The organism is Salinicola endophyticus (assembly GCF_040536835.1).
In the GTDB taxonomy this organism is placed as follows: Bacteria; Pseudomonadota; Gammaproteobacteria; order Pseudomonadales; family Halomonadaceae; genus Salinicola; species Salinicola endophyticus_A.
Genome location: NZ_CP159578.1, coordinates 3,904,192 through 3,916,970, shown reverse-complemented (window position 1 = coordinate 3,916,970; position 12,779 = coordinate 3,904,192). Strand labels below are relative to the sequence as shown.

At 63.9% G+C, this 12,779-nt stretch carries 11 protein-coding genes; 5 read left to right on the top strand and 6 right to left on the bottom strand.

All coding sequences use genetic code 11. From position 1 onward, the window contains the following. Positions 1–55 precede the first annotated feature (55 nt). Genes ABV408_RS17720 through ABV408_RS17700 form a run of 5 tightly spaced genes read left to right on the top strand, consistent with a single transcriptional unit; the run spans position 56 to position 6,035 of the window. Positions 56–2,221: a TonB-dependent siderophore receptor gene (locus ABV408_RS17720; protein WP_353980199.1), complete on the top strand. Its 2,166-nt coding sequence runs from the start codon at positions 56–58 to the stop codon at positions 2,219–2,221. Next, positions 2,221–2,502, top strand: coding sequence for a hypothetical protein (locus ABV408_RS17715; protein WP_353980198.1), 282 nt, complete (start codon positions 2,221–2,223; stop codon positions 2,500–2,502). Before ABV408_RS17720 ends, ABV408_RS17715 begins: the two co-directional genes overlap by 1 nt. Position 2,503: 1 nt before the next feature. Further along, positions 2,504–4,012, top strand: a complete 1,509-nt coding sequence (locus ABV408_RS17710; RefSeq protein ID WP_353980197.1) for a PepSY-associated TM helix domain-containing protein — start codon at positions 2,504–2,506, stop codon at positions 4,010–4,012. After that, positions 4,005–5,249, top strand: a complete 1,245-nt coding sequence (locus ABV408_RS17705) for a RhtX/FptX family siderophore transporter (RefSeq protein WP_353980196.1) — start codon at positions 4,005–4,007, stop codon at positions 5,247–5,249. Before ABV408_RS17710 ends, ABV408_RS17705 begins: the two co-directional genes overlap by 8 nt. Before the next feature lie 60 nt (positions 5,250–5,309). Further along, positions 5,310–6,035, top strand: a complete 726-nt coding sequence (locus ABV408_RS17700; protein WP_353980195.1) for a 4'-phosphopantetheinyl transferase superfamily protein — start codon at positions 5,310–5,312, stop codon at positions 6,033–6,035. Between the two features lie 238 nt (positions 6,036–6,273). Here ABV408_RS17700 and ABV408_RS17695 read toward each other — a convergent pair whose 3' ends face one another. The 6 genes from ABV408_RS17695 to ABV408_RS17670 all read right to left on the bottom strand — a co-directional run bounded on the left by ABV408_RS17695 (position 6,274) and on the right by ABV408_RS17670 (position 12,628). Next, positions 6,274–7,050: a MauE/DoxX family redox-associated membrane protein gene (locus tag ABV408_RS17695; protein WP_353980194.1), complete on the bottom strand. Its 777-nt coding sequence runs from the start codon at positions 7,048–7,050 to the stop codon at positions 6,274–6,276. 164 nt (positions 7,051–7,214) lie between these two features. Continuing rightward, entirely contained in the window at positions 7,215–7,994 is a 780-nt protein-coding gene (locus tag ABV408_RS17690) for a copper resistance protein B (RefSeq protein WP_353980193.1), read from the bottom strand. Continuing rightward, a complete protein-coding gene (locus ABV408_RS17685; RefSeq protein ID WP_353980192.1) occupies positions 7,987–9,882 on the bottom strand; it encodes a copper resistance system multicopper oxidase in 1,896 nt (631 codons plus the stop codon). Before ABV408_RS17685 ends, ABV408_RS17690 begins: the two co-directional genes overlap by 8 nt. Before the next feature lie 37 nt (positions 9,883–9,919). Continuing rightward, positions 9,920–10,408 (bottom strand): plastocyanin/azurin family copper-binding protein, encoded by a 489-nt coding sequence (locus tag ABV408_RS17680; protein WP_353980191.1) that lies wholly within the window; start codon positions 10,406–10,408, stop codon positions 9,920–9,922. A 251-nt stretch (positions 10,409–10,659) separates the two neighbouring features. Then, the gene (locus tag ABV408_RS17675; protein ID WP_353980190.1) at positions 10,660–11,976 is read right to left on the bottom strand and encodes a sensor histidine kinase; all 1,317 of its coding nucleotides are present in this window, start codon (positions 11,974–11,976) and stop codon (positions 10,660–10,662) included. Then, a complete protein-coding gene (locus tag ABV408_RS17670) occupies positions 11,963–12,628 on the bottom strand; it encodes a response regulator transcription factor (RefSeq protein WP_353980189.1) in 666 nt (221 codons plus the stop codon). The genes ABV408_RS17675 and ABV408_RS17670 overlap by 14 nt, the downstream gene beginning before the upstream one ends. Between the last annotated feature and the right edge of the window lie 151 nt (positions 12,629–12,779).

Here is a 12,779-nt window from a genome sequence, read left to right as displayed (position 1 = left end):
TGATAATCATTTAGATTTATAAGCAAAAACGAGAACGACCAGGGAACGCCAATCGATGAACCATAACCGTTACGCACCCCTCTGCATGGGGCTGTTATTGATGAACCCGTTGGGAGTTGCCACTTCGCTTGCGGATGACCGTGCCGACGACACGTCCTCGGATACGGCAACGGCGGCAAACCACTCGGCCGGCAGCGTGAAGCTGCAGGACGTCGTGGTCGAGGGCGCGCGCCCCGCCGGCAGTGAAGCGCCGGGGGTGACCACGCTTGCCAGGATGCCACTCAGTCCGCGCGAGCTGCCGCAGTCGGCCAGCGTCATCGACCGAGAGCGCCTAGACGAGCAGAATCTGTCCAGTCTCGAAGAGACCATGAAGCAGGCCACTGGCGTCACCGTGAGGCCGTTCGAGCAGCTCACCACGGCCTATTATGTGCGCGGCTTCAAGATCGACTCCTTCGAGTTCGACGGCGTGCCGGCGCTACTGGGTGACACTGCCAGTTCGCCTCAGGACATGGCGATCTACGAGCGGGTAGAGATCCTGCGCGGCTCCAACGGTCTGCTGCACGGCACCGGCAATCCGGCGGCCACCGTCAACCTGGTGCGCAAGAAGCCTCAGCGGGAGTTCACCGCCAGCACCAACCTGCAGGCCGGAAGCTGGGATCGCTACCGCGCCGAGTTCGATGTGGGTGGGCCGCTCACGCCGAGCGGCAAGGTTCGCGGTCGGGCGGTGGCGGCTTATGAGGACCGAGATTACTTCTACGACACGGCGGATCAGGGCACACGTCTGCTCTACGGGGTGACCGAGTTCGATCTGACGCCCAGGACGCTGCTGACCCTCGGCGCGCAGTATCAGAACATCGAATCGACGACCAACATGGCCGGCGTGCCCATGGCCAAGGACGGCTCCAGTCTCGGGCTCCCCCGGGATACCTATCTCGACGTCGACTGGGACCGCTTCGACTGGGAGACCTACCGTGCGTTCGGCTCGCTGGAGCAGCAGCTCGGGCGGGGCTGGACAGGCAAGCTGAGTGCCGAGTACCAGCATGCGGACTCCCAATTGCGCTATGCCGGCGCCTACGGTGCCATCGATCCTGACACCGGCGATGGCGGCTATCTGACCGGGGCCGCCTACAGGTTCTCGACGATCCAGCGCAGCTTCGACGCCAATCTCAAGGGCCCCGTGACGTGGCTGGGGGCGACGCACGAGCTGCTCGGCGGCGTGACCTACGCCCAAAGCGAGAGCCGCGATGAGTCCGCTCCGTTTCTCGATCTGGCCGCCACGCCGGTCAACGTCTATCGCTGGGACCCGTCCAGTGTGCCGCGTCCCCGAATCGGCCAGTACAGCTCTCGCGGGACGACCACTACCACGCAGAAGGGCCTCTATGCCCTGGGACGCTTCAAGTTGGCCGAGCCCGTCACCCTGGTGGCCGGGGGGCGGGAAAGCTGGTGGGAGCAGGAAACCCCGGTAACGCGTTTCGCGCCGGGCCGTCAATTCACGCCCTATGGCGGTCTGATCTGGGACTTCGCCCGCGACTGGTCCTGGTATGCCAGCTATGCCGAGGTCTATCAGCCGCAGACCGGTCGCACCTGGAGCGGCGAGCTGCTGAAGCCGGTCGAGGGCAAGACCTATGAGACCGGCATCAAGGCCTCCTTCGCCGATGACCGTTTGACGCTGTCTCTGGCGGCGTTTCGCATCGACCTGGAGAACAACCCGCAAGTCGACCCCGAGCATCCCGGTGCCGGCCGTACGACCTACTACATCAGTGGCGGCAAGGTGCGCAGCGAGGGCTTCGAACTCGAGGGTACCGGTTACCTGACGCCCAACTGGAGCCTGTCAGCGGGCTATACCTACACCACCACCGAATATCTCAAGGACACTCAGTCCGCCTCCGGTGACCGTTACGCCTCCTTCACGCCGCACCATCTCCTGCGCTTGTGGAGCAATTACGACCTGCCCTGGCAAGCGCGGCGCTGGAGCGTCGGCGCTGGCGTCCAGGCGCAGAGTGACTACAGCGTCGATTCCGGTGGCGTGACGCTGCATCAGGGCGGCTATGCACTGGTCAACGCGCGCCTGGGATATCGCATCGACGAGCACTGGACGGCGGCCCTCAATGCCGACAACGTCTTCGACCGCACCTACTATCAGAGCCTGTTCAGTCCCAGCTGGAACAACCGCTACGGCGAGCCGCGCAGCCTCATGCTCAGCTTGAGGGGGACTTTCTGATGCCGCGCCGGCAGACATTCGGCTGGGTCTGGCGGGTGCCTTTCGCCACCACGGTCAGCCTGATCGCCGCGGCGGCGACGGGAGACCAGCTCACGCGAGGGTTGGTCGGATATGAGCCGCTGGAGCGGCTCTACGCCGGACTCTTCGGTGCCCTGGCCGTAGGTCTGCTGTTGCTGGTCGCCGAGCTGCTGGCGCCGGATGCCGACGCCATGGCCGGGAGGCTCGGTGTAGCCCTGCTTCTGCTGGGCCTGGCGCTGGGTCTGCTGACGGGAGCCCGTTGAGATGGCCATGCCCAATCGTGCCCTGCTGTTGGCACTGCATGGTGGCGCGGGGGCCCTGTTCGGCGTGGTGCTCTTCGTGGTGCTGTTCAGCGGTGCCTGGAGTCTCGGGCACGAGGTGTTGAACGACTGGCTGCGTCCACCGCCGGTATCGTCAACACGCATGACGATCGAGCGGGCCGTGGCCCGGGCACGCGAAGCGGGCGTCGATACGCGCCATGTCAGCATCGTGCTCCCCAGTGCCGAGCGTGCCGCCTTCCGCGTCTGCGATGCGCATTTGAACTGTCAGCTTACGTTCGATGCGCACGATGGTCGGCGACTCGACGACATCCCGTCGTTGGATATCCTGCTGAATCTCCACAAGAGCCTCTTCATCGGCTTTCCGGGACGGGTGGTGATCAGTCTGTCCGGCGTGCTGCTGTTCGTTCTCTGTGTGGCTGGCGTGCTGTTGCATGGTCGCCGCTGGCGTGAGCTATGGCGCTGGCGGCGTGATCGTGGTCTGCGCCTGGCGCTATTCGACCTGCATGGCCTCATTGGCCTATGGGGGCTGCCGTGGCTGTTGCTGTTCAGTCTCACCGGGGCTCTGAGCGGATTGGGGGCGCTGGGCACGCTGCTGCTGGCGCCGGTGGCCTATCCCGAGCAGCCTCGGCAGGTCTTCGCGGCGCTCATGGGGGCGCCTCCTCCGGCCGCCGTGGGCAGGCCGCTCGAGACGCGCGTCGATCTCGATGCGCTGCTGGCTCGCGATGCCGCACGGTCGCCGGGCTTCATGGCGCAGCGGTTGACCCTCGTCAACGCTGACGACGCTGCAGCCAGCGTGGAGATCGCGGGGGTGCAGCGGGGCTTGCCGAGTACCGCCAATTTCGAGCGCCACCGCTACCGGCTCGCTGATGGCACGCTCCTCGAGGAACACAGTTCGGCGCAGCGGGGTGCCTGGCTGCGCGCCTTCATCGCCGTGCAGCCCTTGCACTTCGCTCACTATCAATGGCTGGGGCCGGGCTGGTCGGCCGTGCTGCGCGGCCTGCATCTGACCATGGGACTCGGCGCCTGCCTGCTCTGTGCCACGGGGCTGTATCTGTGGCTGCAACGGCGACGGGCGGCGTCAGCGGCGCGCGTGACGATTCTCCTGCGCCTGAGCCAGGGCGTCTGCGTCGGTCTGGTCACCGCCGCGGCGCTGCTTCTTTTGGCACTGCAACTCCTGCCGCAAAGCATACTGAGCGGCCCCTGGCCGGGCCGACTGCTCGTCGGCGTATGGTCCGCCTGCGTGCTCGCGGCGCTGGCCCCCATCAAGGGGTGGCCACCGACGCGCTGGCTGCTCGGCAGCGCGGGGCTGGCCTGCCTGACGGCTGCGGTCATGCATCTCATCCTCTGGTTGAGCCAAGGGCGGTTACCCACCCTGGGAGCGGATGTGACGCTGCTCTGCTGCGGCTTGCTGCTCATCCGCCATGTCTGTAAGCAAGCTCGGGCCGCTCGACATTTAAGCCACTCTCGGATCATCGGAGATCGCCATGCTTGAGCTGTATCGTCACCGCCGCCTGGTCGTCACCCTGGCGTTGCTTTACCTGTCGCAAGGCATTCCCATCGGCTTGGCCATGGACGCGTTGCCGACGCTGCTGCGCCAGGAGGGCGCGCCGCTGCGTGCGCTGGCCTTCCTGCCGCTGGTGGGGTTGCCCTGGGTGCTCAAGTTCCTCTGGGCACCTTGGGTCGACAACCATTGGTCGCGACGGCTCGGTCGGCGGCGCAGCTGGATATTGCCGATGCAGGGCGGCGTTGTCGTCTGCCTGCTTAGCCTTGCCGCGCTCGGGATCGGCGTGGATAACGCTGGCTGGGCGGTAGGGCTACTGGCAGTGGCGTCGCTGGCCAGTGCGACCCAGGACATCGCCACCGACGGCATGGCGGCGGAGCACTTCAGCGGTGATCTGCTGGCCAAGGTCAACGCTATCCAGATCGCTGGGGTGATGATCGGTTTCTTCGCCGGTGGCGCCGGCAGTCTGATTCTCAGTGGTCAACTGAGTACGCGGGTGTCCTGTTTGATCCTGGCCTGTGTGCCGCTGGCAAGCTTGTGCTGCGTGTTCGCACTGGATCGGGAAGACCCTCGCGAGCGTCCGCCGGGGGCGGCTGCCAAGGCCAGCCTGTCGTGCTTCCTGCGCCGGCCGTTGGCGTCGTCGCTGCTGGTGCTGGCATTGCTGTCGGCGATGACCGCGGTATCCGGCTTCGGCCTCTCCAAGCTCTACCTGAGCGATGCCGGCTGGGCGCTGCAGGACATTGGCCGGCTGGGCATGAGCGGCGGGCTGGTCACGGTGTTCCTGGGCTGCGGGGGCGGCGCGTGGTTGATCCGGCACGTTGGTCTGTGGTGGGGATTGGCCTTCGGGGTGGTACTCGGCGGATGCTCGGCCCTGCTCTGGTCTCTGCAGGCCGGGCGCTGGCTCACGCTGAGCGACGAGTTGGTGTGGACTTGCGTGATCATCGGTTCGCTGTCCAGCGGCATCACCTCGGTAGCAATACTGACGGCAGCGATGCGCGTCGCCGGTCAGGGCAGCCAGGCGGGCACCGATGTGACGGCGGTCCAAAGCACTCGCGATCTCGGTGAAATGCTGGCGTCCTCGTTTCTGGTTACGCTCACCGCGCAGATCGGCTACGCGGGTGGCTTTATCAGTGGTGGTGCGCTGGCGCTGCTGGCGCTGGTCGTGGCCCTGCGCCTGCAGGCGCGAGAGGGAAGCGTCTCAGTGGGGATGAAAAGGGGAATCGAGTGAACGTTAGCCTTGGCAGTTGCGGGCAGAACCGGCCCCCTCGACGGCACAGGGAGATGAGCGATGGCAGTCGGGTCCGATAGGCGTCATATCGAGATTTGGTTTTGCGACCCGCGACAATGTGTGCTTCCTGCCAGCCTCGCCGGTCTCCTGTCAGCGCAGGAACGTGATGCGATGGCTGCTTTTCGATACCGGGACTCACGTCGCCAATATCTGGTCAGTCACGTCATGCTGCGCTGGGTCTTGAGTCGATACGAGCCGCATGTCGAGCCGGCATCCTGGCGCTTTCAGACAAATGACTTTGGTAAGCCGTGGATTCTCAATCCCACACTGGCGCCGCTGTATGTCAATCTATCGCATATCTCGACGTGCGCCGCGGTTGCCGTCTCCAGGGGCGGGGAGGTCGGTGTGGATATCGAGACATCCTCGACGTTGCCTGATCCTCAGCCCCTCATCGGGCTGTGTTTCAGTGAAGCGGAGAAGGCCCATCACGAATCCTTTGCGGCGGCGGACAGAGGCCAAGCCTTTATCCGGCGCTGGACGCTCAAGGAAGCCTGGTTGAAAGCGCTGGGCAAGGGGCTGAGCGTGTCACCTGCTTCGATCGAATGCACGTGGCAAGCTGGAGCGTGGCGCATAGACGATCACCATCACCGGCTGAGTTCCTGGCCGGGCTGGTCGGTACATCAACGCGCTTTACGGGAGGACGTACAGCTCGCAGTTGTGGCTGGCTATCCCAGTGCAGATGTCGAGCTGAAACGCTGGTATCCCACGGCGGACGATGGCTCGTGAAGGGCAGATGCTAGGGTCGTCTGCACGGCAATTTCTTCATCCGTTTTGACATGTCGTTGATTCGCCTCGCACCTTTCGCGTCCCGTCCATGTCGAGGACCCAGTGGTGGTGGCGATGCAGGGTACGAGACGTCATGGGGCGCTCCTCGCGGGATATGCCTGGCATTCTGCCGGCAGTCGGCCCCCGCAAGCCAAGAGCGGTGGCCGTGGACAGCGACGCTGTCGGGGGCACTGGCAGGTCATCCTGCCAGCATTCGCAGCGGCATCCAGAGACCCATCAATATCATCATCAGGTTTTCGGTCAGTGACAGAAAACCCAGCGGCACGTTGCTGTTACCGCCCACACAGGCACACTTCAGCTCGCGCTTGTCGATATAGACCGCCTTGAACACCGAGACGGCCCCCACGCCGCCGATGATCAGCGCCACCGGCGCAGCGATCCAGATCAGCGTGCCGGCGATCATCAAGACCCCGGCCAGGGTTTCGGCGAAGGGGTAGACGTAGCCGTAGCGCACGTGGCGCTGTGCGAGCAGATCGTAGTTGAGGAACATGGTCGAGAAGCTCTCGACATCCTGCAGCTTTTGCACCCCCAGCAGCGTCATCGCCACGGCAATGAACCACTCCAGCGCGCGACCGGTGAAGACGCTGCCATACACCGCCCAACTGATGGCCAGCCCCGTCAGGAAGGCGACGGCGAAGATGGCGATGACCGGCTGATAAGTGGTCTCGCCCTCTTTTTTCACACGCTTGCCAAAATACTCGCGCACCTCGGTGTAGCCACCGATACGCTCGCCGCCGATGAAGGTCTGCGGCGTTGTATCGACCCCGTGCTCGGCCTTGAAGCGATCGACCTCCTCGCGGGAGGTCAGCCAGTGATCCTCGACCTCGAAGCCCTTGCGCGCCAGCAGCGCTTTCGTCTTGAGTCCGAAGGGGCAGCGGTGGTCGGTCATCACCATGCGATAGAGGATAGCCTTTCGATGCTGGCCATCTCTGCTGTCAGTGGCTGTGCTGCTCATGGGAGATCTCCCTGTTATCCGTGACGTCCTGTCATCGCATGTGGCCTCAGGCGGGCAAATCGCTCATATCCGCCGCTTTTAAAACCCCGCCGCGTTTAAAAATAGACAATGTTGACCGGAGGTGTCGCTGGCGCCGATCGAAATGCCCGATCATGCCTCGAAGATCAGTACCAGGCGCGCAGCCCGACCACCAGCGCGGTGGTAGATTCGTCGTGATCGTGGTCACGCTCATGACTCACGCCGATATAAGGGCTGATCTCGCGCATCAGTTCATAACGCAAACGCAGGCCAACCTCGCTGCTGTTGAGCCCCTGCCGGAGGCCGTATTCCGGAACATCCTGCAGTGATGCCGAGACCTCCATACGCGGCTGCAACACCCACCGCTGGGTAAGGAGCATGTCGTATTCGAACTCAGCACCCATGCTGACGTCACCGTCATCACTGACGTAGAGCGCCGTATCGGTCTCCAGCATCAGAGGGGCCAGCCCCTGCAGACCGATCACCGCAAAGCGTCGATCCGGGTCGGGATTGAAGTTCTGGCGCACCCCCGCCTGCAGGTTCCAGAAGGGCGAGATGATGCGGCTATAAAGCAGCTCCAGGTTGCTGCTCTCCGGGCTGCCACCATTGATCGGCCCTTCCCCCTCGCTTTTCCACCAGAAGCGCTGCGTATCGTTACCGACCCAGCCCTGGGCATCCCACAGCCAGGCGTTGGGCGCACCGGCACTGTCGCGATATTCGAGTCGGTCGACCATCACCTGACTGAAGATCGCATCGTCATAAAGAGGCTCGGGCCAGTCGGCCGGTGAGCCGCTATGCGCACTGAGCGGCCCTTCGGGGATCACGCTGTCCACACTGGCACGACCATGCTGACCGGCCGTTGCAAGCGACGGCAGCGCAAGCGCCAGCGTCAGTAAGCCACACGAGACAATCCTCGAATCAGACATGAGACAGGACCTCCGCCGGTGCGACGCGTACGACCCGGAACATGCCGGCATCCATGTGATACAGCAGATGACAGTGGAAGGCCCAGCGTCCCGGCTCGTCTGCCGTCAACAACAGCGAGGCACGCGACGCCGGCAGCACGCTCAGGGTGTGCTTGAAGGGGAGCCGATCTCCCTGACCGTTCTCCAGCTCCATGAACATGCCGTGCAGGTGAATGGGATGCTCCATCATGGTGTCGTTGATCAACACCAGTCGGATCCGGTCTCCCAGCACGATATCGATGGGTTCGGATTCGGAGTACTTCACGCCGTCGAACGACCACATGTAACGCTCCATGTTGCCGGTCAGATGCAGCTCGATGGTACGTGACGGCGGACGCTGATCGCGCATGGGCCGGACGTTACGCAACTGGCTGTAGGTGAGGACGCGATGACCGACGTCTTCGAGTCCTGTCCCCGGCTCGCCCAGTCGATAGCGTAGCGTCTCAGCCACGTTGATGTTGCCCGGGCCATGATCGCCGGGGCCATGTTGACCCACGACCGGGCCCATGCCACCGCCTGCTTCCATCGCACCGTGGTTCATGCCGGCCATGCCGCCGTGGTCCATGCCCTTCGAAGCTGAGGCGCCGTGGTTCATGCCAGACATGCCGGCCATGCCGCCGTGGTCCATGCCCTTCGAGGCTGAGGCGCCATGGGTCATGCCAGACATGCCGGCCATGCCGGCCATGCCACCGTGGTCCATGCCCATGTCCATCATGGTGCGCTGGGGCGGCTTTCGAAGGTCTGGCACCGCCGCGCGCATACCGGGGCGAGGCGTCAGCGTGCCCAGAGCCTGACCGCTTCGATCCATCGACTCCGCCACCAGCGTATACGCTCGATCCGCCTGTGGTTCGACGATGACATCATAGGTTTCTGCCACACCGATCTGGAACTCATCGGTGTCGACCGGTTCGACCTGCTCGCCATCGGCGCCGACAACCGTCATGGCCAGCCCCGGGATGCGGAAATTGAAATAGGTCATCGCCGAGGCGTTGATCACCCGCAGCCGGATACGCTCGCCGGGACGGAACACGCCCTCCCAGCCCACGGCAGGATGCAGCCCGTTCATGAGATAGCTGTAGGTGGCGCCCGTGACGTCGGCGATATCGCGAGGGCTCATGCGCATGTTGTTCCAGGCCAGACGATCTCTGACGGTAGCGGCCCAGCCCTCCTTCTCCACCGCGTCGAAGAAATCTCCCACCGTGCGCTGGTTGAAGTTGTAGTACTCCCCCGAGCTTTTCAGCCGGGCCATGATTCGGTGCGGGTCGTCGAAGGTCCAGTCGTTGAGCATGACCACGAACTCCCGGTCCGCCGTGACACGGTGCGGTGACGCAGGATGAACCACCAGCGGGCCGGTCAGCCCTTTCTGCTCCTGCATGCCGGAGTGGCTGTGATACCAGTAGGTACCACTCTGGCGAACGGGAAAGCGCACCTCGAAGGTCTCGCCCGGCGCGATGCCGGGAAAGGAAACCCCGGGCACACCATCCATCTGGAAGGGCAACAGCAGGCCATGCCAGTGGATCGAGGTGTCTTCATCGAGATGATTGTGGATGCGTAGATGGGCCTGCTGCCCTTCCCACAACTCGACCAGTGGGGCCGGGATCGAACGGTTGATGGTAATACCGCTGCCATGGCCGCCAGCGATGGCGACGCGTTCACGACGCACGTCGAAATCCAGCAGGACCGGGCCGGGCACACCGCCATTCACCTGTGCCGCATTACCCGCCCGCGGGGTCAGCGGCGCCCCGCGGGCGTAGCCCGGCAGCAGTGCCTCCAGCCCTGCCAGCGCTCCCGTCCCGGCCAGGGCCAGGAGTAGGCGGCGGCGACTTTCATCCGTTACACGTGATGTCATGACAGACAGCTCCAGGTGACTGAGGGGCGCGCACGGCTCACGACGCTGAACTCAGCGTCACGACACCCTTCATGCCGGCTTCGTAATGGCCGGGGAGGAAGCAGGCGTACTCGACACGCTCCCCCTGAAGGGGCGCGGTCCATATCAGGGTTTGCGTGGCACCGGGCTCGATGGTGACCGATGTCGACATCATGTCGTCGTGGCCATCGCCGTGATGGCCTGCACCGTGACGGCCGTCGTTGTGTTGCATCATCTCTTGGTGTCGGCGCTGCATGTCGGCGCTGCCGATCGAGAACTCGTGGGGGAGCATGGATACGTTCTGAATGCGAAAGCGCACGGTGGCCCCCGGGGCAATCTGCAGTCGAGCGGGGTCGAACCACATGCTTCCGGCCTTGATCTCGATAGTGCGCGTCACCGCCGATGCGTCGCCCGAGGCGGAAGCAGAGTCGGAAGTGTGGTCGTGACTGGCATCGGCCAGCGCCGGGGAGGTGAGAATGAGCAGACTGGTGATCAGTAGGGCTTTCATGAGCAAGCTCCGCAGCAGACATTGTCTGCATCCTGCGCCTGCTTGCTGAGAGGAACCTGAAAAACGCCACTGTCGGCATCGTCAACGTGACGTTTTTCGATGTCCCCTCAGAGGGTGTTTACAAATTCGACGAGCGAAGGCAAGACAAGGCGAAATCGGCCGAAAAAGCGGAGTTTACAAGGGGTAAATGAGTATTTTGAGGTCGATTTCAACGCCGTATTGTCGAGCGCAGGCATTTTGTAAACACCCTCTCAGGCCGTCGGGATATCGATCTCGACGCGCAGCCCGCCCAGTGTCGCCTTCGCGTAGCGCACTCGGCCGCCGTAGCGATCGACGAGCTGGGCGAGGATCGAGAGCCCCAGACCATGGCCTCGACGCTGTTCGTCCAGGCGCCAGCCACGCTGACCCAGCGTGTCCAGCATCTCGTCCGCTACGCCTGGGCCGTCGTCTTCCAGACGCAGGCCGGGAGGATGGTCACACAGCGTCAGCTCGACCCGGCCACGCGCCCATTTGCCCGCGTTGTCCAGAACGATCCCCAGCATCTCCATGCCATCCTGGCGCTCCATGGGCAGGCGGTAATCGGCCTGTGCAGGGGCGTTCGAGAGGACGAAGTCGATGTCGGGATAGAGGGTGGTGAACATCTCCAGTAAAGAGTGGACGTCTGTCTCGGTGGTATGCTGCTGACCGGTACTGGGACCGGCGATACGCGAACGACGTAGCTCCGCCTCGAGCTTTTCGTCGATATCGTAAAGGCGGGTCAGGAGTCGTGCGCGGCGCGGTTCGTCGACTGCACGGCGCGAGCGCAGTGACTGGATCACCGCCGTCAACGGCGCCCGGATGGCATGGGACAGGTTGGCCAGCGACTCCCGCGAGCGTTGCTGGCGACGCTTCTGATCGTCCAAGAAAGCGTTGAGCTGACGGATCGGGGCATCCAGCTCGGAGACGGTCTCGATCTCGAGACGCGCACGGGTGCCTTGCTGTAGCTCGCCGAGTTGATGGCTCAAGCGCGCAAAAGGGCGCAGCGCCCGCTTGACCGCGAACAGATTCAATATCAGTAGCAGCAGCAGTACCAGCGCCGAAATGACGCCGACCCAGACATGCAGGCGTGAAAGCCCGCGCTCGACGCTGGCGAAATCCTCTCCGATCACCAGCGTCGACGGCTGGTCGTCGAGTACGAAGTGTGTACGCCAGACGAGCAAGTGATAGTCGCCCCAATGCACCTTGCTAGCTCGCCCGCCGGGCCCTTCGAGCAGTGGCTCGAGTGTCGGCAACAGGTCGGGATGGGAAGTGCGAAGGCGGTCGCCTATCTTCAGCAGATAGAAGTGGTGGAACACGTCGGCGGTGCTCGTGCCTTGCCATGCCGCTAGGTTGTCAGGGGTATGCTGAGCACGCAGATACTGCACGCTGGAGCGCGCCTCCTGCTCCAGGCGATCGGCCAGAAACTCCTGAGCCAGGCGATTGAGCAGGATACCGTGCAGACTCCAGGTGACGACCACCACGATCAGCGCCACCAGCGCAAGCGAGCCCAGTAGACGCAGGTACAGGCTGCGCCGATCAAGCCGAAACAAGCATGTACCCCTCTCCGCGTCGGGTCACGATGCGCTCGCGCCCGAGCCGATGGCGTAGGCGGGCGATGTAGACCTCGATCAGGTTGGGGGCCGCGGCGTCCTGGTCCAGTGCATAGAGCTGCTCCAGCAGCTGTGGCTTGGAATGGACCCGATCGGGGTGGCGCATCAGGTAGCGCAGCAGTCGGAACTCGGTCGAGGTCAGTCCCTGCCAGTCCCCCTGGGCGAGACGATACTGCTGACGCTGTTCATCGAGGCAAATGCCGTTGATTTCCAGAACGTGCGAGAAGGTGTCGACACGGCGGCGCAGCAGTGCCTGCAAGCGTGCCAGCAGCTCCTCTTCGTGAAACGGCTTGGTCATGTAGTCGTCGGCACCGGCGCGTAGCCCCTCCACCTTGTCCATCCAGCTATCCCTGGCCGTCAGGATCAATACCGGCACCGACCAGCGCGCCTGGCGCCAGTCGCTCAGCAGTGCCATGCCCGAGCCATCCGGCAACCCCAGGTCGAGGATCGCCAGCGCATAGCTTTCGGTACTCACCAGCGCCGCGGCCGTGCTCATGCCGCTGGCCACATCGACGCGATAGCCCGAGTCGTCCAGCAGCTCGGCCAGACTTTCGGCCAGTAGCTCGTCATCCTCTACCAGTAGCACTCTCATGTTCGCCTCCGCTAGGCACATCCATCCCTGCTGGCGCGGCTTCGGATCGAGCACGCTTCGGTCACCAACGCCGGGACGCCCGCTACGCTCATCATTGATGATACCGGTGCCGCAGAAGACGCTCCGAGCCTATGACCCGAATGCCGAAGGC